Source organism: Pseudonocardia halophobica, assembly GCF_027922425.1.
GTDB classification, from domain to species: Bacteria; Actinomycetota; Actinomycetes; order Mycobacteriales; family Pseudonocardiaceae; genus Pseudonocardia; species Pseudonocardia halophobica.
Genome location: NZ_BSFQ01000027.1, coordinates 19,228 through 37,625, shown reverse-complemented (window position 1 = coordinate 37,625; position 18,398 = coordinate 19,228). Strand labels below are relative to the sequence as shown.

Annotated in this window: 21 protein-coding genes, 1 tRNA gene and 1 pseudogene; 4 read left to right on the top strand and 19 right to left on the bottom strand. The window is 71.6% G+C overall.

All coding sequences use genetic code 11. From position 1 onward, the window contains the following. Nucleotides 1-15 precede the first annotated feature (15 nt). From PKE99_RS25635 to PKE99_RS25560, 17 genes and pseudogenes are all read right to left on the bottom strand, one after another. Nucleotides 16-774, bottom strand: a complete 759-nt coding sequence (locus tag PKE99_RS25635) for an SDR family NAD(P)-dependent oxidoreductase (protein ID WP_231498378.1) — start codon at nt 772-774, stop codon at nt 16-18. Then, the gene (locus PKE99_RS25630; protein WP_037051261.1) at nt 732-1,388 is read right to left on the bottom strand and encodes an enoyl-CoA hydratase/isomerase family protein; all 657 of its coding nucleotides are present in this window, start codon (nt 1,386-1,388) and stop codon (nt 732-734) included. Before PKE99_RS25630 ends, PKE99_RS25635 begins: the two co-directional genes overlap by 43 nt. Next, nucleotides 1,385-2,563, bottom strand: a complete 1,179-nt coding sequence (locus PKE99_RS25625) for a CaiB/BaiF CoA transferase family protein (RefSeq protein WP_037051259.1) — start codon at nt 2,561-2,563, stop codon at nt 1,385-1,387. Before PKE99_RS25625 ends, PKE99_RS25630 begins: the two co-directional genes overlap by 4 nt. Next, a complete protein-coding gene (locus PKE99_RS25620; protein ID WP_037051258.1) occupies nt 2,564-3,436 on the bottom strand; it encodes an alpha/beta hydrolase in 873 nt (290 codons plus the stop codon). After that, nucleotides 3,433-4,125, bottom strand: coding sequence for a Crp/Fnr family transcriptional regulator (locus PKE99_RS25615; protein WP_037051355.1), 693 nt, complete (start codon nt 4,123-4,125; stop codon nt 3,433-3,435). Before PKE99_RS25615 ends, PKE99_RS25620 begins: the two co-directional genes overlap by 4 nt. A 49-nt stretch (nt 4,126-4,174) precedes the next feature. After that, the gene (locus PKE99_RS25610) at nt 4,175-5,026 is read right to left on the bottom strand and encodes an alpha/beta fold hydrolase (protein WP_231498377.1); all 852 of its coding nucleotides are present in this window, start codon (nt 5,024-5,026) and stop codon (nt 4,175-4,177) included. Between the two features lie 388 nt (nt 5,027-5,414). After that, the gene (locus PKE99_RS25605; RefSeq protein ID WP_051738047.1) at nt 5,415-5,915 is read right to left on the bottom strand and encodes a flavin reductase family protein; all 501 of its coding nucleotides are present in this window, start codon (nt 5,913-5,915) and stop codon (nt 5,415-5,417) included. After that, nucleotides 5,912-6,643, bottom strand: coding sequence for a GTP cyclohydrolase II (locus tag PKE99_RS39065; protein ID WP_156067977.1), 732 nt, complete (start codon nt 6,641-6,643; stop codon nt 5,912-5,914). Before PKE99_RS39065 ends, PKE99_RS25605 begins: the two co-directional genes overlap by 4 nt. A 389-nt stretch (nt 6,644-7,032) precedes the next feature. Then, nucleotides 7,033-7,152 (bottom strand): LLM class flavin-dependent oxidoreductase, encoded by a 120-nt coding sequence (locus tag PKE99_RS25600; RefSeq protein WP_231498376.1) that lies wholly within the window; start codon nt 7,150-7,152, stop codon nt 7,033-7,035. A 301-nt stretch (nt 7,153-7,453) separates the two neighbouring features. Further along, nucleotides 7,454-7,594, bottom strand: a complete 141-nt coding sequence (locus tag PKE99_RS39635; protein WP_269323049.1) for an NAD(P)(+) transhydrogenase (Re/Si-specific) subunit beta — start codon at nt 7,592-7,594, stop codon at nt 7,454-7,456. A 113-nt stretch (nt 7,595-7,707) separates the two neighbouring features. Continuing rightward, nucleotides 7,708-8,276, bottom strand: a pseudogene (locus PKE99_RS25590) (NAD(P)(+) transhydrogenase (Re/Si-specific) subunit beta); the annotation flags it as partial. Between the two features lie 146 nt (nt 8,277-8,422). Then, nucleotides 8,423-8,548 (bottom strand): hypothetical protein, encoded by a 126-nt coding sequence (locus PKE99_RS25585; protein WP_269323047.1) that lies wholly within the window; start codon nt 8,546-8,548, stop codon nt 8,423-8,425. A 124-nt stretch (nt 8,549-8,672) separates the two neighbouring features. After that, the gene (locus PKE99_RS25580) at nt 8,673-8,954 is read right to left on the bottom strand and encodes a hypothetical protein (RefSeq protein ID WP_156067975.1); all 282 of its coding nucleotides are present in this window, start codon (nt 8,952-8,954) and stop codon (nt 8,673-8,675) included. A 116-nt stretch (nt 8,955-9,070) separates the two neighbouring features. Further along, nucleotides 9,071-10,735 carry a tyrosine-type recombinase/integrase gene (locus PKE99_RS25575; protein WP_063739857.1) on the bottom strand — a complete coding sequence of 555 codons (1,665 nt, stop codon included), beginning with the start codon at nt 10,733-10,735 and terminating at the stop codon, nt 9,071-9,073. 59 nt (nt 10,736-10,794) lie between these two features. After that, nucleotides 10,795-10,917, bottom strand: coding sequence for a hypothetical protein (locus PKE99_RS25570; protein ID WP_269323046.1), 123 nt, complete (start codon nt 10,915-10,917; stop codon nt 10,795-10,797). 93 nt (nt 10,918-11,010) lie between these two features. Next, nucleotides 11,011-11,082 (bottom strand) — tRNA-Val (locus tag PKE99_RS25565). Between the two features lie 33 nt (nt 11,083-11,115). Beyond that, a complete protein-coding gene (locus tag PKE99_RS25560; protein WP_037052385.1) occupies nt 11,116-11,574 on the bottom strand; it encodes a peroxiredoxin in 459 nt (152 codons plus the stop codon). Between the two features lie 143 nt (nt 11,575-11,717). On the opposite strand from PKE99_RS25560, the gene PKE99_RS25555 reads away from it, so the two are divergent. Further along, nucleotides 11,718-12,128 carry a VOC family protein gene (locus PKE99_RS25555; protein WP_037052387.1) on the top strand — a complete coding sequence of 137 codons (411 nt, stop codon included), beginning with the start codon at nt 11,718-11,720 and terminating at the stop codon, nt 12,126-12,128. Here the strand turns inward: PKE99_RS25555 and PKE99_RS25550 are convergent. Further along, nucleotides 12,125-12,559, bottom strand: a complete 435-nt coding sequence (locus PKE99_RS25550) for a DUF3052 domain-containing protein (protein WP_037052388.1) — start codon at nt 12,557-12,559, stop codon at nt 12,125-12,127. The genes PKE99_RS25555 and PKE99_RS25550 overlap by 4 nt on opposite strands. Nucleotides 12,560-12,782: 223 nt before the next feature. Between PKE99_RS25550 and aceE the strand changes: the two genes are divergently transcribed. Together aceE and PKE99_RS25540 are read left to right on the top strand one after the other, a co-directional pair. Beyond that, on the top strand, nt 12,783-15,578 hold the full coding sequence (aceE, locus tag PKE99_RS25545; protein ID WP_037052390.1) for a pyruvate dehydrogenase (acetyl-transferring), homodimeric type: 2,796 nt from the start codon (nt 12,783-12,785) through the stop codon (nt 15,576-15,578). A gap of 253 nt (nt 15,579-15,831) precedes the next feature. Further along, on the top strand, nt 15,832-16,038 hold the full coding sequence (locus PKE99_RS25540) for a cold-shock protein (protein WP_037052393.1): 207 nt from the start codon (nt 15,832-15,834) through the stop codon (nt 16,036-16,038). Between the two features lie 248 nt (nt 16,039-16,286). On the opposite strand, the gene PKE99_RS25535 is transcribed toward PKE99_RS25540, so the two are convergent. Next, nucleotides 16,287-17,048, bottom strand: a complete 762-nt coding sequence (locus tag PKE99_RS25535; RefSeq protein ID WP_051738154.1) for a pirin family protein — start codon at nt 17,046-17,048, stop codon at nt 16,287-16,289. 53 nt (nt 17,049-17,101) lie between these two features. Between PKE99_RS25535 and PKE99_RS25530 the strand changes: the two genes are divergently transcribed. Next, nucleotides 17,102-18,331, top strand: a complete 1,230-nt coding sequence (locus tag PKE99_RS25530) for a PucR family transcriptional regulator (RefSeq protein WP_037052396.1) — start codon at nt 17,102-17,104, stop codon at nt 18,329-18,331. Nucleotides 18,332-18,398 lie beyond the last annotated feature (67 nt).

Genomic DNA, 18,398 nt, shown 5'->3' with positions numbered 1-18,398 from the left:
TTGGCTTCTCCTTCATTAGTGGAAATCGCCGCGGTTCCCACCGGCGACGCCTACGGCGTTCCTGGTGACCGCCGCAGCCCTTTGGTGAGCAGAGGAAGACGACGACGTCCGCGACGTCGTCGGCCCGGATCGTCCGCCGCAGGCTGGTGGTGGCCCCGAGCCCGGCGCGCAGCCGCTCGTCGGGGAGTCCGCTCGGTCACGGCGGCCCGGGGTGCACGACCGTGCCGCCGACACCGCGCGGCCCGAGCTCGTCGGCGTGTTTCGCGGTGAGAGCGGCGGCGGTCCGCTGCGGATCGTGCCGGCGAGCGACCCGGTGCGGCGGGCGTTGAACCCCGAGACGTTGATGATCCGTCCGGCGCCCTCGGCGGTCATGTGCGTCGCGACGGCGCGGGCGCAGCGCAGGTAGCAGAGGATATTGGTATCGAGATCAGCACTGATCGCGTTGTCGCCCGTCATCGCGATCGCGGGCTCGGCGGCGTTGACCAGCGCGTCCACCCCACCCCAGCCGGCCACGATGCGCTCGACCATCGCACCGACCGCCGCCGTGTTGGTGGTGTCGGTAGGCAGGGCGAGCGCGGCGGCGGGGCGGAGATCGGCCGTGGTGTCCGCGAGCCGTCCCGGGTGGCGGGCGACCAGCCTCGCCCGGGCCCCCTCGGCGGTGAGCTCCTGGGCGACGGCGAATCCGATCCCGCGCGAGCCGCCCGTCACGATGGCCCGGGCGCCGCGGAGGTTCAGGTCCACTGCCCAGCCTTCGACATCCTCCTCGCAGCGCACCGGATCGCCGTGACGGTCGCGGCGACCGTCGCGGCCCGCGCCTCCCGCAGGCCAGCCACCAGTGCCTCGATCGTTTCCGTCGGGTCCTCGACGCACCGCTCGACCAGACCGTGCGCGAGCGCCTCGGCTCCCGACCACCGCTCGCCGCCGAGCAGCAGCAGCCCCGCCGCGCCCTCGCCCACGAGCTCGACCAACCGCCGGACGTAGACGTCCTCGTAGACCAGCCCGTTGCGCAGCGCGGGGATGCCGAACCGCGCGGAGGGAGCGCAGACCCGGATGTCACAGGCGAGCGCCAGGCTGCAGCCCGCCCCGAGACACGAGCCCTCGATAAGTGCGAACGTCGGTACAGGCAGGTCCCGCACTCGCAGAATCGTCCGTTCCGCGAGGTGTCGGAGGCCCGCGGCGTGGGAACCGCGGAGCTCGTCGAGGTCCGCACCTGCTGAGAAGGCCCCGCCCGCTCCGCCCAGCACCACCGCGGCCACGGCGCCGTTCTCCACTGCGTCGAGATGCTCGGCGAGCTCGGCCCACATCGAGGCGGTTAGCGCGTTGCGCCTGGCCTGGCGGTCGAGGGTCAGCCACGCCACCCGGTCCTGGACGTCCGACCGGACGGTCATCCGGCCACCACGTGGTCGCGCCGCAGACGCTCGATCTCCGCCGCGTCGAGACCGATCTCCGCGAGCAGCGCAGCGGTGTCCTCCCCGACTGCCGGGGCGCGCCGCTGGGCCCGCGGTGCCCCGTCCGAAATCAGCGGAGTGTTGACCATGCGTCGGTGCCCGAACCGCTCGCGGTCGCCGGGGAACATCTCGCGCACGGCGTACTGGGCGTCGTCAAGCATCTGCGGGACGTCGTTGACCGGCCCGCACGGCACCCCGGCCGCCCGGAGCCGATCGATCCAGCTGTCGCGGGGGGCCCCAACGAACCGGGCCCCGAGCAGCGACGCCAGCTCCTCGCGGTGGACGAACCGCGCGTACTCGCCCTGGAACCGGACGTCGCCCGAGAGGTCGATTTCCAGCACCGCGCATAGGTCCGGCCACGACCGCTCGGTCGCTCCGATCACCAGGGTCGCACCGTCACCGCAGGTGAACGCCTCGTACGGGGCGGTGAGCCGGTGAGCGGTGCCCAGCGGTCCCGGCGCCTCGCCGGAGCCGAGGAATTCGGCGACCTCCCACAGCGACCAGCCGGCGATCGTGTCCGCGAGCGACACGTCGATATGCGCGCCCCCGAGCCCTGCGCGGGCTCGGGTGAGCGCAGCCAGGACCCCGATCGCGCCCCACATCCCAGTCCCGAGGTCGCCGATCGGGTAGCCGGCCTTCGCGAGCTCCCCCTGCGGCGTTCCCGTAACGCTCAGCAGCCCGCCGTAGGCCTGGGCGACCAGGTCGATCCCCTTGGCGTCCCGCATCGGTCCGAACTGCCCGAAACCGGAGATCGAGCAGTAAACGAGATCGGGGCAGTCCCCCTTGAGATCGTCGTAGCCCAGTCCCTGCCGGGCAAGGGCGCCGACCCGGAAGTTCTCGACCAGGACGTCGGCGCGCTTCGCGAGCTCCCGGACGACGTCCCGGCCCCGGTCGGACTTGATGTCCACGGCGATGCTGCGCTTGTTGCGGTGGATTAGGTCGAACGGCAGCGGCACCTGCTCGTCGCCGACCAGTCTGCGTCGCAGCGAGTCGCCCTCGACCGGCTCGACCTTGATCACCTCTGCTCCCAGGTCGGACAGGATGGTGGTGCAGTAGGGCCCGGCCAGCGCACCGGTGACGTCCAGCACCCGGACGCCACTCAGGAACTCGGACATCTAGAGAACACTCCTCAGCACAGCGATCTCCTCGGACAGTTGACGTTCGCTCACCGCGGCCCCCCGAACCGCCAAGGACCCGTGGAAGGTGCCGGGGAACAGATGCAGCTCCACGCCGATGCCCGCATCGAGCAGCGATCGCGCGAAGTCGATGGCCTCGTCCCGCAGCGGATCGAACTCGGCGACCGAGACATAGGTCGGCGGGACCCTGGCCAGATCCCTAGATCGCCCCGGTGCGGCTCCCTCCGGCGTCCGGTCGACGTCCCCGAGGTAGGCCGACCAGCAGATCTCCAGGTCCCGACGGGTGAGAACGGGAGTGTCGGTGAACCGCAGGCTGCTGGCGGTCTCGAGCCGGTCGTCAAGCACCGGTGAGACCAGGAACAGCAGCCGGACCGGCTGCGTGGTCGACAGCGCCACCGAGGCCGCCAACGCCCCGCCCGCGCTCACCCCGTGCAGGACCACCCGAGCCGGGTCCACGCCAGCCTGCGCGTGCACCCACTCGAGTCCGGTATGGACGTCCTCGACGGGTGCCGGGAAGGGGCATTCCGGCGCGAGCCGGTAGCCCACCGAGACGACCAGCGCGCCGGTTTCCCGGGCGATCTCGACGTCCCGGGCGTGGGTCGCATCGAGGTCGCTCAGGATGAAGCCCCCGCCGTGCGCGTGGACCACGGCGCCGCCTGTCCACCGGTTCGGGCGGAAAACCCGCAACGGGACGGCACCGGCGACGTGCTTCTCGACCGTCACGTCCTCCGGGGCCGGGCCGAGCACGACCCGGCTCGCCGCGACCTTTCGCGCCGCGACGACGTCCGTGCGGTACACCTGCGGCAGCGCGGCCGCGGCGGCGCGCAGCTCGGGGTCGAGGCGGTAGATCACCGCTCCCCCGTCCCGTTCCAGCCGCCGAGCGGCGTCGACGCGAGCGAGCGCAGCAGCGCCGGGTCCTCGATCCAGATCTGCCGGCGGGAGCGGCGGATCGCGCCGGTTTCGCTGAGCTTCTTCAGCGCCCGGGCGACGACCTCCCGCACCGACCCGATCGCGCTCGCCAGCTCAGCCTGGTCCGTCTGCACCAGAAGGCCCTTGACCGTGAGTGTGGCCATCTCCAGCAGGTGCCTGCTCACCCGTTGCTGCACGGACCCGAAGAGGTTGTCCTCGAAGTAGGCCACCGTCTCGTACGTGGACTCGGCCAGGTACACGGCCACCTGGTAGGCTAGAGCGGCGTGCGTCCGCATCAGACGCCGGAAGGTGTTTGGGTTCAGCAGCGAGACCTCGCACGTCGTCACCGCGTGCAGGGAGGCGGGCGCACCGTGGGTCATCATGGCCGGGACCGCCGTCACCTGCCCGACGCTCATGTATCGCGTGGTGACCTCACGGCCGTCCCAAGAGGTGATCTGCGCCCGGATTCGGCCGCTGTGGATCAGCGCGACCCGGTACTCCTCGTCCGCCCGGCAGATGCACACTCCGGCCGAGTAGGTCACAACCAGGCTGTCTTCCAACAGCGCGTCGCGGATCGCCGGGTCCTGCCCGGCGAGGAAGCTCTTCGACCACGCGTCCGTCGCCGCGCTCATCCGCCGCCTCGTCTCGTCCCCGAACCTCGTCTCCTGGAGCATCACGACGCTACCCGGCAACGGACTCGGTCCGGCCGAGGTCGAACTGCAAGGCGGCCTTGGTCCTAGGGTCCCTGACCGGCCACGTGCCCGCCTCCACCGCCCGAACGAAACCGCGCACCCGCTCGCCGAACCCCTCGGGGTCCTCCAGGTTGAGCACGTGCCCGCTGTTCGGCACCACGGTGAGGCCGCAGGCCGGGGCCGTGCGCTTCAGCAGCAGCCCGGTCGACAGGCAGGCCTCGTCCTCGTCCCCCACCACGACGTGGAGAGGCACGGTCAGGGCGGCGAGGTCGAGATCGTGCAGCGAGGGACGCCGGCCCTGAATCTCGACGATGGTGTGCGCCAGCCCCTCGACGGAGTGCTCGGCGAACTGGTCGACCATCTCCTGCCACGCCGCCTCGTCGCGAGCCTTCAGCTGCAGCCGGCTGGGCCCGTTCGCCATCCCGTACCCCACGACGGACGTCCCATGCTCGCGGAGCTGCGCGGCTACAGCGGCGGTCTCGGCGAGGTACGCGGCGCGGACGGCCGGGTCCGACCCGGAACCGACGCTGGCCGCCAGAATCGACCGCGCGCGGTCAGGGTGGTGCAGCCCCACCTGCAGAGCCGTGTACCCGCCCATCGACAGTCCGACCAGATGCGCGCTCTCGAGGTCGAGATCGTCCAGCACCGCGACCGCGTCCGCCACCGCCCGCTCCCATGAGTAGCCCGAGCTGGGCACGTCCGACGGGAGGTAGCCGCGAGCCGCATAGGTGATGCAGCGGTGGTCGGCGCGGAGGCCGCAGACTTGGCGGGCCCAGCTGCGGTGGTCGCCCGCGTACTCGTGAAGGAAGAGGATCGGGACACCGCTGCCTGTGTCCCTCACGTACAGCTGGACCCCGTCCGAGGTCCGGACCCTGAGTTCTCTCGCATCCACGCCGATGCCTCCTGTCCGTCCCGGCCATTCTCCGGCCGAGCGCCGGTCCAAGTCTGTGACCCAGGTGCGTCGCTCAGAGAGCCGCCCGGCTCGCGAGTGATTCGCTCGCTGAAGACTCGCAATCCTTCCGGCGCCCCGGGCAGCCGGGTGTGTGCGTGCGCGACCCCCCAGCCCTGCGAGCCGTTCCAGCTCCTTGAGGATCTCCTCGACGGGCTCGCCACCGGGGCCGGGTTCCATCGCAGAGAAGTCGGTTTTTCGATCTCCTCGTAGTCCCGTCCGGCGTTGGCGCAGTGCTCGCGCAGGACGTCCAGCTTGCGTTCAAGGTCGACCGTCACGCCTACACCTCCGCGAGCAGCTTCCGGAACCGGCTACCGTGGAAGACCAGCGGCGGCACGTCCGGTGAGTCCTTCATCCCGTGGATCTCCAGCAGCACAATGCCGTGGTCCCCCGCGGGCACCTCCGCGTGCACACTGCAGTCGAGCCACGCCGTCGAGCCGTGCACGACGACCGCACCGTGCCCGGTCTGCTCCCAGTCCACCCCGGCGAAGCGGTCACCGTGCTTGCGGGACAGGCTCCGGCAGGTCTCGTCGTGTCCCTCGGCCAGCACGCTCACCCCGAGCCTCGGTCGGTCGCGGAGCCGGGGCCAGGTCTCCGACGTGTCCTGCACGCACACCGACACCAACGGCGGGTCCACCGACACCGAGGTGAAGGAGCTCGCCGCCATGCCCACCGGGACGCCGTCGATGAGGGCGCTCACCGCGACCACGCCCGACGGAAAGCAGGCGAAGGTCCTCCGCAACGCGCCGGGATCACGGCCGACGGGTTCGAGACTGATCATTGTGCCTCCTTAGACCGGTCCGTGGACGACGAGGGCGTTGTCCAACGGGTCCGTGACGACGGCCCGGACCTCGTGCGGACCCTGCTCGGGCGCGGCCACCACCGTCGCGCCATGCTCCACGGCGGACGGCCGCTGCCACGTCCGGCACCTTGACCGACGCGGCGGCGCGTCCCATCGCCACCTCCTCCTCGGCACCGGCGAGGGCGAAGGTGATGCCGCCCGCGTCGAGGGCCGCGTAGCGGTCCCCGTCGGCGAACTTGGCGCCGAAGCCGAACACTCACTCCTCGGTAGAACCGGACCGCCGCCTCGACGTCCCGCACGGGGTACATCACGTTGCCGACTTGACCGGGGGGTTCCCTGCGCTCATGCCGTCCGCTCCCGCGTCCCGTCGCTTGCATTTCGTCCTCTCGCCCGCCATCCGAGGCCGGGGAACCATCCGCGTCCGCCACCGGCCGCACGGGGGAGCTCGACCCCGAGATCGCGCAGGATGACCGCCGCGACGGCGTCGGTGCGGGCCCGGTCGTCCGCGGCGGCGAAGAGCCGCAGGCGCGAATGCCGCGCGCCGGCCGGACGTGCACGAGCACACCGCGACCCAGCGCGCTTATCTCGGCCATCCCCGCTCGCAACTCCGCACCACACGCGCAGGCGGTCGAGCCCAGGACGTCACCGGCCAGGCACTCCACGTGGACGTGCACCGGGGGCTCGCCCGGACCGCGTGGATCCCTCACGCTATGAGCGCAACGTGCTCGGCACCGTCGGCCAGTCCCCGGTAGCCAATCACCTGGAACGTGCCGCCCTCGGTGGGCAGCCTGGTCGAGGCGTCCCGCCTGACTGTGAAGGTGGCGCTACCGGCCCGGTGATGGTGGGTTGGTGGTCGACAGCGGCGGGTGTGGCTCTCCGTCACCCGTCGGACCGCCTCACGTCCGCACAGCTCCGGTGACCGGATCCGTCGCATGTGCGTTCCCGTCCCTTCCAAGCCACTGGGCGCCCGGGCGTCGGCGCGCCGTCGGTCGACTTCTCACTGCGCCGGCCGCGACCGGCCGGGCCCTCCCAGGACGTCGAGTGTGCTCACCCACTTCGCGAGCAACGCGGACGCTCGGTGGCGCGCCGCCGTAACTCAAGCCAGCAGTTCGACGCGGGATGTGCAGGCTGCGAGGTACCCGAGCCTCGTGTAGGCCTCGAGCATCGTCGCCTCCGGGCCGCCGTTCTCCGGGATCTGCCAGAGGTGGTCGGCCACCGCGACCCGCGCGATCCCCTTCCTCGGCGTCCACCTCCACCCGCCGCAGGACCGCGGCGAGGGTGGGCGCCCGCCTGGCCAGGAGAATCCGGGAGCTGCGGACCAATCTTCATGGGCGACGATGCCTTCGAGACCTCGAAGTCCGGACGGCTCGAGTTTCTCCCCGATTGCCGCTGTTGACTGTGACCTGGGTCTTCTGGACATCGGCATAGAGGTCACCTCGCTGGTGATCCGGTGCCGACCTCGTCGCAGCAGACGCCTTCCGAGAGCTGATCCTGTTCGGCGGCGCCGGGCGGCCCTACTATCTGCTCGGCACGGGGAGTGCTGCGAGGATGTCCTGGACCCGTTCCTTGGCGTCGCCGAAGAGCATCTGGCTGTTCTCCCGGAGGAACAGCGGGTTCTGCACGCCGGCGTAGCCGGTGGCCATGGACCGCTTGAACACTCACACGTCGCCGGCTTCCCAGACGCGCAGCACGGGCATGCCCGCGATGAACGAGCCTTGGGGTCCTCGGCGGCGGCCGGGTTGACGGTGTCGTTGGCGCCGATGACGAGCACGACGTCCGTCTCGGCGAGATCGTCGTTGATCTCGTCCATCTCCAGGACGATGTCGTAGGGGACCTGGGCCTCGGCCAGCAGCACGTTCATGTGCCCGGGCAGCCGGCCGGCGACCGGGTGCACCCCGAACCGCACCTCGACGCCCTGCTCGCGCAGCTTCCGGGTCAGGTCCGCGACCGGGTACTGGGCCTGCGCGACGCCATGCCGTAGCCGGGGGTGATGACCACCGAGCGGGCGTCGGCAAGCAGCTCGGCGACCCCGGCGGCGTCGATCTCCCGGTGCTCGCCCTCGACCGTCGCGGCCGACGAGGCCGTGGCGCCGAACCCGCCGGCGATGACCGAGAGGAAGGAGCGGTTCATCGCCTTGCACATGATGTAGGACAGGTAGGCACCCGAGGACCCGATGAGCGCCCCGGTGATGATCAGCAGGTCGTTGCCCAGCAGGAAGCCCGACGCGGCCGCGGCCCAGCCGGAGTAGGAGTTGAGCATCGACACGACCACGGGCATGTCCCCGCCCCCGATGGACGCGACCAGGTGCAGGCCGAGCAGCAGCGCCAGCGCGGTGACCACGACCAGCAGCCAGACGTTCGGGCTGATGTGCGCGTGGTTCTGCCGGTCGTCGGTCGGCCCATCATTCCTGGCGGTTTGGGCGGGCACCGTGGCACCCCACGGACGAGTACTCCGCAGCTGCCACGCAGAGCAGAGAACAGTCGCAGTCAGGACCCGCCGAAGACGATTCTTGTTCCCGGCGGAGCCGGAGTGTCGAGGTCGTCGACGACCACGCCGTCGAGCTTGATCACCTTCCGCTCGAGGTGAGAGGCGATCCGCTCCTCCGACAGCATCGCCTGAAGACGGGTTCGGATGGTCGGCGTCTCCTCTGTGTGCTCCGCATCGCTCACGTCCGGATCAACTTCCTCGAGGAGCCAGCGGATGTCGTCGCCCGGCTCACTTCTTCAGGGCTTGCTTCTAGCGGCGGTACGAACCGCCGTTGTAGCGGCGCGGCTTCAACGCCTCGGCCGGGACGAGCTGGTCCACCAGCGTCAGGCCTAACGAGGGGTTCCGCGACGCCCACATGACGGGGAACGAGACAAGCCCGTACCAGCGCGCTTCGAGCCCGCGGAACCACGAATGGAGCTCGCCGTTCGCGACGCCGGCGACGTCAAGCACCCCGGGCTTGCTGATGTCGATGTTTCGTCGCTCCTGCGGCCCGTAGATGCACCGCAAGTCGACGTAGACGGGCTTCGCCATCCTGCGCATGGACACCGCCTCCGAGTCGAACGCATGTTCGGATGGTACGGCCCCGCGGCACCGCTGTCGTCTCCAGCTGCGGCACATCACTCCACAACGCTCAAGATTGGGCTGCTTCAGGAGGGGCTGCTCGGCGCGACGAAGTTGCGTATGCGCTCCTTCAGCTCGGGATCGGCGACCTCCATGGTGAAGTCACCGAGGTCGCTGGGGTCGCAGCCGTCTCGGCGGACGGCATCGACGAGGAGTTGGCGCAGCTGGGAGGGGCTGCTCGGGTCGGCCTCCGCGGAGAAGTCGGCGATGACGTAGCCGCGGCGCCGGACGACGAAGTCGAGGAGCCGGATCGAGGCAGGAGCGGGTGGGGCAGGCTGCGCCGGCTCGACTTCGGTGATCTCCGGCTCGGGCTCCTGCGCCACGAGCATTGCCTCGGACGTGGACGACGTCGCAGAGTCGTCAAGGTCAACGGTCTCGAGGACGACTGGCCGACCGCCGCTCTTGAGTAGGACCAGGCCCCACTCCTCGAGGAGCTGCAGCGCCTTGTACACGGTGCCGACGCCGACCTCGTGCCGCTTGGCCAGGGCGTTGACTGCGAGCAGCTGATCGCCGGGCGCGAGCTCGCCGGACAGAATCTGTTGACGGATAACCGACGCGACCTTCTCGAACGGCAGTCGGGGCGCTGTCTTTGCCCGCTCGCTCGCGGACGCAGCCGCCTTGGGTCGCTCCGGTAGCCGTGCGGCGATGCCGGCTGCGGCGCGCTGGTCGGCCTCGGCCAACCAGGCGCTGTAGACGCGCAGCGTGGTAATGCCGCCTCCGCTGTGCCCCAGCCGTCCGGCGACGGTCCGGATGTCCATGCCGGCTGCGATCAGTTCGGTCGCCGAGTAATGCCGCAGCGCGTGGAAGTGCGTCTCGATACCGAGCCGCTTGGCCATCCGCGTGTAGCGCTGCCCGACCGAGGACGGCACCAGCGGTTCGTTGCTGTCCGGCGCCTGCGAGAAGACGTACGCCTGCCCGGTCAGCAGCTTGCCGACCTGCGCCGCGGCTTCCTCCGCCCGCGCCCGGTGCTCGGTCAGGACCGCCTGCGTCTCGTCGTCGATCGTGACGCGGCGCTGCTGGTGGGTCTTCGTGTCCTTCTCCACCAGCTTGCTCCGGCCGTCGGTCGCCAGGGCTCGACGGATCTCGACCAGGCCCTGCTCGAGGTCCACGTTGCGCCACCGCAGGGCACAGACCTCACCCCGGCGCGCACCCGTCGTCATGGTGAACCAGACCAGGGCGCCCCAGTCCGGATCCAGCGACGCCTCCTCGATCAGCTTCGCCGCCTCCGCCGGCGTCGGTGGCCGCGGGTCCGGCGGCTTCGGCGGCGGTGCCTCCGCCTGGGTCACCGGGCTGGTCGCGATCCAGCGCCAGCGGACGGCCTTCTTGAAGGCGGCGTTCAGGAAGTGGTGGACGTGCCTGATCGTCGTGTTCGACAGCGGCTTGCACGCGTGGGGCCCGCAGCGGTCGTCGCACTCGTGCGGTCGCGGGGTGCGATGGTCGATCTGCCGGCTGCGCGGCCGGCAGTGGATGCGACAGCGGCGCAGCTCGGCGTAGAGCGAGTCGAGCACGTCGGGGTCGACCGCGCCGGCTTTGAGTCCGCCGATGAAGGGGCGGACGTGGTTCTCCAGGTACCGCGTGTACATGAGGTGCGTGCTCGCGCTGACGTCGATCATCTCGAGGTAGCGGTCGAGCAGCTGGTCGACCGTGGCCGACGTCCGCGGGCTGCGGCGCTCGTCGACCTCGTTGAGCATCCGGGTGCGTGCCGCCTCGGCTTGAGCCCGGGCTCGAGGGCCGGGCTTGATGATCTCCGTCAGATGTGGCGGCGACGGGTGACGGTGTCCCAGCCCGCGTAGACGCGCACGCGAAGACCGCCGCTGGGCAGCTCGTCGATGCTCCCGCGGGTCCGCGTCCGACCGGCCTTCTTGCTCGCCATGAGACCGACGCTAAGAGCGTTGATGTCACGTTTGATGTCACGACACGCGACCGCTGAGCGTGTCACGCGGGCTCCTGACCTGGTCAGGGAGGGTGGGCGCGGCAGGGATCGAACCTGCGACCGCTCGGGTGTAAACCGAGTGCTCTCCCGCTGAGCTACGCGCCCGGGACCGGGGCGGGCGACCGCCCAGGTGCGGCCTTACAACGCCGCCAGGGCCTTCTTCCACCCCTCCTGGTCACGGGCCTCGCCGGGCTGGTTGACCTCGGCGAAGCGGATCACACCCTCCCTGTCGACGAGGAAGGTGCCGCGGACGGCCATGCCGGCGCCCTCGTTGAACACGCCGTAGGCCTTGGCGACCTCGCCGTGCGGCCAGAAGTCCGACAGCAGCGGGAACGTGTAGTTCTCCGCGGTGGCCCAGGCCTTGAGCGAGAAGGTGGGGTCGGTGGAGACCGCGAGGATCTGCACGTCGTCGTTCTGGAAGGACGAGAGGTCGTCCCGGACGGTGCAGAGCTCGCCGGTGCAGATGCCCGAGAACGCGAACGGGTAGAAGACCACCAGGACGGCCTTGTCGCCCTGGAAGGAGGACAGGCTCACCTCCTGCTTGTCCTGGTCCTTCAGCGTGAAGTCCGGGGCCTTGGTGCCCACCTCGGGTGCCATGCGTCGTTTCTCCTCGAAGGCATGCGGGTGCCCGCGGTACGCGGGCGACGTCGGACCGAGCCTACTAGGCCGCACAGGGCCTACGGTGTGGAGCGCGGGGCGGGACGCCCGGTCCCGGCCGGCGAGCGAACCGGGGGTACGCCATGGCCACCGTCAGCGTCCGGTACATCGTCCACGACGTCGACGCCGCGATCGACTTCTACACCACCCACCTCGGCTTCACCGAGACCATGCACCCGGCCCCGACGATGGCCATGCTGACCCGCGGGGACCTGCGGCTCGTCCTCAGCGCGCCCGGCGGGCCCGGGGGCGGCGGCCGGACGACCGACGACGGCCGCGTCCCCGAGCCGGGCGGGTGGAACCGCTTCGCGCTCGAGGTCGACGACCTGCCCACCCTCGCCGAGGAGCTGCGCGCGGCGGGCGTGGCCTTCCGCGGCGGTCTCGTGCAGGGGGTGGGCGGCGACCAGGTGCTCGTCGAGGACCCGTCGGGGAACCCCGTCGAGCTGTTCGCGCCGAAGCGGGCGGAGGCCCGCCTCGGCCCGGACAGGTCCTAGGCGCGCTTCTTGCCCGCCTTCGGGGAGACGAGCCGGGCACCCGCCCAGTCCTCGCCGATGCTGACGTTCGACGTCTGCGCCAGGCCGGCGGTGGGCGCGGCCTCCGCGATCTCGCTGGGCTCGAGATGGCCGCTCCGCCCCGTCTTCGGGGTGAGCACCCAGATCATGCCGTTCTCGGCGATCATGCCCCGGGCGTCCACGAGGGTGTCGACGAGATCGCCGTCGCCCTCCCGGAACCACAGGAGCACGACGTCGATGACCTCCTGGGCGTCCTCGTCGAGGAGCTCCTCGCCGGTGACGTCCTCGACGGCCTCGCGCACCGCGTCGTCGACGTCGGTGTCATAACCCAGTTCCTGGACGACCATGCCCGGCTCGACGCCGAGCTTGCCCGCGATGTCGGACGACCGTCCGGCATCTTCCGCGGCGACCACGCGTGCACCTCTTTCCTCGCATACGGCGGCACGACGACGCGCCACCGAGAGTCGGTTCGGATGCGGAATCCGAACACGACCATGCGGCCCCGCGCAACCGCCGTTCCGTGATCATGCGGCGAGGGGCACGATAGGGGGTACCGCCCGGGGCTGCCGTCCGGCACGACCCCGGGGAACGCGACACACTGCACGAACACCTGTACGAGCCACCCAGGGAGACCCCTTGACCGGCCAGAGCACCACCGGCGGCGACAACCCGGCCAGCAACGGCACCGGCGGCCCGCGACGCGTCCACGTCATCCGTGACGGTCTCGCGGCCCACCTCCCGGACATCGATCCCGAGGAGACCGCCGAGTGGCTGGACTCGTTCGACGCCGCGCTGGACAACGCGGGCCAGCAGCGCGCCCGCTACCTGATGCTCAGGCTGCTCCAGCGCGCCCGCGAGCGCCACGTCGGAGTCCCGTCGCTGACCAGCACGGACTACGTCAACACCATCCCCACCGACCGTGAGCCGTGGTTCCCCGGCGACGAGGACGCCGAGCGCGCCTACCGCCGGTGGATCCGCTGGAACGCGGCGATGACGGTGCACCGCGCCCAGCGGCCGGGGATCGGCGTCGGCGGGCACATCTCGTCGTACGCGTCGTCGGCGACGCTCTACGAGGTCGGCTTCAACCACTTCTTCCGTGGCAAGGACCACCCCGGCGGCGGCGACCAGGTCTACATCCAGGGCCACGCCTCCCCCGGCATCTACGCCCGCGCGTACCTCGAGGGCCGGCTGACCGAGGACCGCCTCGACGGGTTCCGCCAGGAGGTCAGCCACGGCGGGCCGGGACGCGGCCTGCCGAGCTACCCGCACCCGCGGCTGATGCCGGACTTCTGGGAGTTCCCCACGGTCTCCATGGGCATCGGCCCGATGAACGCGATCATGCAGGCGCGGTTCAACCGCTACCTCAACGACCGCGGCATCAAGGACACCAGCCAGCAGCACGTCTGGGCCTTCCTCGGCGACGGCGAGATGGACGAGCCCGAGTCGCGCGGGATGCTGCAGGTGGCCGCGACCGACCAGCTCGACAACCTGACCTTCGTCATCAACTGCAACCTGCAGCGGCTCGACGGCCCGGTGCGCGGCAACGGGAAGATCATCCAGGAGCTGGAGGCCTTCTTCCGCGGCGCCGGCTGGAACGTCATCAAGGTCATCTGGGGCCGGGAGTGGGACGCCCTGCTCCACCAGGACCGCGACGGCGCCCTGATCAACCTGATGAACACCACGCCCGACGGCGACTACCAGACCTACAAGGCCAACGACGGCGCGTACGTCCGCGACCACTTCTTCGGCCGGGACCCGCGCACGAAGGCCATGGTCGAGCCGCTCACGGACGACCAGATCTGGGGCCTCAAGCGCGGCGGGCACGACTACCGCAAGGTCCACGCGGCGTACAAGGCCGCGACCGAGCACCACGGCCAGCCGACCGTGATCCTGGCGAAGACGATCAAGGGCTACGGCCTGGGCTCGCACTTCGCCGGCCGCAACGCGACCCACCAGATGAAGAAGCTGTCCCTGGACGACCTCAAGCAGTTCCGGGACGAGCAGCGCATCCCGATCTCCGACTCGCAGCTCGAGCAGGACCCGTACCTGCCGCCGTACTACCACCCCGGCGACGACGCGCCGGAGATCCAGTACCTGAAGGAGCGCCGCCGCCTGCTGGGCGGGCCGGTGCCCTCGCGGCGCACCACCTCGAAGCCGCTGGTGCTGCCGGGCGACAAGGTCTACGACGCGGTCCGGAAGGGCTCCGGCAAGCAGGAGGTCGCCACCACGATGGCGTTCGTGCGGCTGCTGCGCGAGCTGATCAAGGACAAGGAGATCGGCCCGCGCTTCGTGCCGGTCATCCCGGACGAGGCCCGGACGTTCGGCATGGACTCCATGTTCCCGACGCAGAAGATCTACAACCCGCACGGGCAGCACTACACGTCCGTCGACGCCTCGCTGATGCTGGCCTACAAGGAGTCCGAGCAGGGCCAGCTGCTGCACGAGGGCATCAACGAGGCGGGCTCGGTCGGATCGTTCACCGCGGCGGGCACCTCGTACGCCACGCACGGCGAGCCGATGATCCCGGTCTACGTCTTCTACTCGATGTTCGGGTTCCAGCGGACCGGCGACTCGATCTGGGCGGCGTCGGACCAGATGGCGCGCGGCTTCCTGGTCGGCGCCACCGCGGGCCGCACCACGCTGACCGGCGAGGGCCTGCAGCACAACGACGGGCACTCGCTGCTGCTGGCGGCGACCAACCCGGCGATCGTGTCGTACGACCCGGCGTTCAGCTTCGAGATCGCGCACATCGTCAAGGACGGGCTGCGCCGCATGGTCGGCGACGACCCGGAGAACGTCATCTACTACCTGACGGTCTACAACGAGCCCTACCCGCAGCCGGCCGAGCCGGAGGGCCTCGACACCGACGGCGTGCTCAAGGGCATCTACCGCTACCTGGGCACGAACAAGGAGGACGGGCCGCAGGTCCGCCTGCTCGCGTCCGGCGTCGCGCTGCCGTGGGCCGTCCAGGCGCGCGACATGCTGGCCGAGCAGTGGGGTGTGGGCGCCGAGGTGTGGTCGGTGACGTCGTGGGGCGAGCTGCGCCGCGACGGTGTCGAGGCCGAGCACCACAACCTCGTCCACCCCGACGCCGAACCGCAGGTCCCGTACGTGACCCGGGCGCTGGGCGGTACGGACACCCCCGTGATCGCGTCCTCGGACTGGATGCGGGCGGTCCCGGACCAGATCCGGCAGTGGGTGCCGGCGCCGTTCGTCACCCTCGGCACGGACGGGTTCGGCCTCTCCGACACCCGTCCCGCCACGCGCCGCCACTTCGCGGTCGACGCCGAGTCCATCGTGGTCGGCGCACTGCAGTCGCTGGCCGCGCGGGGCGAGGTCGACAAGGGCGCGCCCGCCGAGGCCGCCGCCAAGTACCGGATCGACGACCCGCAGGCCGCCGGCCCGCAGACGTCCGACTCCGGCGTCGCCTGATCGGAGGAGGGGGCCGTGGGCCGTCGCCCGGACGGCCCCCTCCGGACGATCAGGTGGCCGTTCGCGTGTTTCGGTCCCGTTCCAGGCCGAATACACAGCTCACGACCCCTCGGCAAGCGACGCGAATCACGCTAGGCTCCGCCCGACGCCGACCCTCCGATGGTGGATCGGCGTCCCGACCAGGGCGCGGACAGTAGCGGCCGGGCGGCGTTTCCCGGGGCGAGAGCCTCGAGCACGTACGAGGAGAGCAAGAATGGCAGAGGGCACCGTCAAGTGGTTCAACAGCGAGAAGGGCTATGGCTTCCTCGCTCCCGACGGTGGTGGCGCGGACGTGTTCGTGCACTACTCCGCGATCCAGGTCAACGGCTACAAGAGCCTCGACGAGGGGCAGCGCGTGTCCTTCGACATCGAGCAGGGCCAGAAGGGGCCGCAGGCCACGCAGGTGACGCCGATCGGCTGATCCACCCGTCCCGGCCGGCCGGTCGGGACGCCACCCACCAACCGGCGCACCCGTTCCGCTTTCCTCGCCCGTCTCGGCGCGAGCCCCGCACGGCACGTGTCAGCGAACGATCCGTACGTCGTCGAGGCCGGGGTGACCCCACGCGGTCACCCCGGTCGTCGACGTCCGGGGCCGGTCGGTGCTGCCGCGTGCCCTCGGACTCAGGCCCCTGTGCCCCGCGGCGAGCGGTTCACACCCCGGCGGTGACATCAGTCGGGGCGTAGGTCGCTGCCCATGGCCCAGACCAGCACCTCGGCGCCCTCCGGGCCCGCGGTGATCGTCGTGCTGCCCGCGGAGGCGGAGCGTGCGGAGCCGACCAGGGGCGCGGTCGCCCGCAGCTCGTCACCCTCGCCCAGCTCTCCGGCGGGGGTGTCCGCGCTGCCCGCGGCCAGGAAGACGTGCAGGTAAGGCGCCTCGGGGAGGGGCCACTCCGCTCCGGCGGGCAGCCGGGCGGCGTGCAGGTCGGCGTCGGCGCGGCGCAGCGGGAGCGTGCCCGTGCCGGCCCGGCCCGACGCGACGAGGAGCGGCCGCCCCGCGGCCAGCCCTTCGGCGACGTCCCGGCGGGCGAGTGCGGGTGCGCGCAGCGGCCGCTCCGGTACGAGCCACGCCTGCACGAACCGCACCGGTCCGGTCCCGCCGCAGTGCTCGGCGTGCTCCACCCCGGTGCCCGCGGACAGCACCTGCACGGTCCCGGGCCGCACCACGGCCTCGTTCCCCAGCGAGTCCGCGTGCGCGAGCTCGCCGGACACGACCCAGGTCACCAGGTCGACCTCGTCGTGGGCGTGGGTGTCGTAGCCCGCGCCCGGGGCGACGCGCTCGTCGTTGTGCGCGAGCAGCGCCCCGAAGAAGGTGTTCGCCGGGTCGTAGTGCGCGCCGAAGGAGAAGCCGTGCCGGGCCTCGCAACCCGCGTGCACCGTCCGCACCCGGTCCGCGCCGCGGCGCAGCTCCACCCGCCCGTCGCCGCCGCTCACGAGGTCCTCCTTCCGGCGCGTCCGACCCGCCCCGGCGTGCCATGCTTCCCCATATGACCCTGTCCGACGTGCGGGCGGTCTCCGCGGCCACCCTGCGCCGCCTCGAGCTGGCCACCGGCGACCTCGCCGCGGCCTGCCTCTCCGCGATGGAGGACGGCCAGCCGTGGTTCGCGCGGCTGCACGCCGACCAGCGCGCGGGTGTCCTGCTCGTCACGCAGACCGGGGTCAGCAACTTCGTCGCCTGGCTCGGCGAGCCGGACGAGACGATCCGGCTCACCGCCGAGGCCTTCCGGATCGCCCCGCGCGACCTCGCCCGGCGCCTGTCCCTGCGGCAGACCGTCGACCTGGTGCGGATCGCCACCGAGGTGTTCGAGGAGCGGCTGCCGCCGCTGGCCGCCGACGAGGCCGAGTACCGGATCCTCGTCGAGGCCGTGCTCCGGTTCGGCCGGGAGATCGCGTTCGCCGCCGCCACCGTCTACGCCAACGCGGCCGAGACCCGCGGCGCGTGGGACGCCCGGCAGGAGGCCCTCGTCGTCGACGGCGTGGTCCGCGGCGACGCCGACGACGCCCTGGTCTCCCGTGCGGCCGCGCTCGGCTGGGACCCGGTCGCCGCGGTCCGGGTCCTGGTGGGCAGCCCACCCGCGGCCGACGGCGGGGACGCGGCCGAGATCCTCGGCGGGATCCGCCGGCACGCCACCCGGCTCGGCCGGTCCGTGCTGGTCGGGGTACAGGGCAGCCGGCTGGTGCTGCTGCTGACCGAGCCCCGCGGCCGCATCGCCCCGGACGACCGGCCGCGCGAGGGCGCCCACCCGGTCGCCTCGCTGGTGGCGGACTTCGGGCCGGGACCGGTCGTCGTCGGGCCGCGGGCGCCGAACCTCGCGGCCGCACACGTCTCCGCGCGGGACGCCCTCGCCGGGCTGCGGGCCGCCCCCGGCTGGCCCGCCGCGCCCCGTCCCGTCGACGCCGAGGACCTCCTCCCGGAGCGTGCGGTCTCCGGCGATCCCTCCGCGCTGCGCCTGCTCGTCGAGTCGGTCGTCGCCCCGCTGGAGGCGGCGGGTGGGGAGCTGCTGCGCACGCTGGCGGCCTACCTGGAGGGCGGCGGCGCGCTCGAGGCGTGCGCCCGCGCGTTGTTCGTGCACCCCAACACGGTCCGCTACCGGCTCCGGCGCGTGAGTGAACTCACCGGCCGCTCACCCTCGGATCCACGCGACGCATTGGTGCTCCGGACCGCCCTCCTCGCGGGTCGGCTGGCGGACCCCGCAAGCACGCCCACCCCGCCCTGACCTGGAAGAACCCTCCACACGCCGCTCGACGTCCGCGGAGGTGACCGGTCAGTAGCGTGCCGACGGT

What these genes read in the sequence shown, in the direction of transcription:
- PKE99_RS25630 (WP_037051261.1), bottom strand. Translation starts at nt 1,388, where the DNA reads ATGACCGTCCGGTCGGACGTCCAGGACCGGGTGGCGTGGCTGACCCTC.
- PKE99_RS25575 (WP_063739857.1), bottom strand. Translation starts at nt 10,735, where the DNA reads ATGCTCAACGAGGTCGACGAGCGCCGCAGCCCGCGGACGTCGGCCACG.
- PKE99_RS25540 (WP_037052393.1), top strand. Translation starts at nt 15,832, where the DNA reads ATGGCAGAGGGCACCGTCAAGTGGTTCAACAGCGAGAAGGGCTATGGC.
- PKE99_RS25560 (WP_037052385.1), bottom strand. Translation starts at nt 11,574, where the DNA reads ATGGCACCCGAGGTGGGCACCAAGGCCCCGGACTTCACGCTGAAGGAC.
- PKE99_RS25570 (WP_269323046.1), bottom strand. Translation starts at nt 10,917, where the DNA reads ATGGCGAGCAAGAAGGCCGGTCGGACGCGGACCCGCGGGAGCATCGAC.
- PKE99_RS25605 (WP_051738047.1), bottom strand. Translation starts at nt 5,915, where the DNA reads ATGATCAGTCTCGAACCCGTCGGCCGTGATCCCGGCGCGTTGCGGAGG.
- PKE99_RS25555 (WP_037052387.1), top strand. Translation starts at nt 11,718, where the DNA reads ATGGCCACCGTCAGCGTCCGGTACATCGTCCACGACGTCGACGCCGCG.
- PKE99_RS25530 (WP_037052396.1), top strand. Translation starts at nt 17,102, where the DNA reads ATGACCCTGTCCGACGTGCGGGCGGTCTCCGCGGCCACCCTGCGCCGC.
- PKE99_RS25625 (WP_037051259.1), bottom strand. Translation starts at nt 2,563, where the DNA reads ATGTCCGAGTTCCTGAGTGGCGTCCGGGTGCTGGACGTCACCGGTGCG.
- PKE99_RS25585 (WP_269323047.1), bottom strand. Translation starts at nt 8,548, where the DNA reads ATGCTGTCGGAGGAGCGGATCGCCTCTCACCTCGAGCGGAAGGTGATC.
- PKE99_RS25615 (WP_037051355.1), bottom strand. Translation starts at nt 4,125, where the DNA reads ATGAGCGCGGCGACGGACGCGTGGTCGAAGAGCTTCCTCGCCGGGCAG.
- PKE99_RS25580 (WP_156067975.1), bottom strand. Translation starts at nt 8,954, where the DNA reads ATGGCGAAGCCCGTCTACGTCGACTTGCGGTGCATCTACGGGCCGCAG.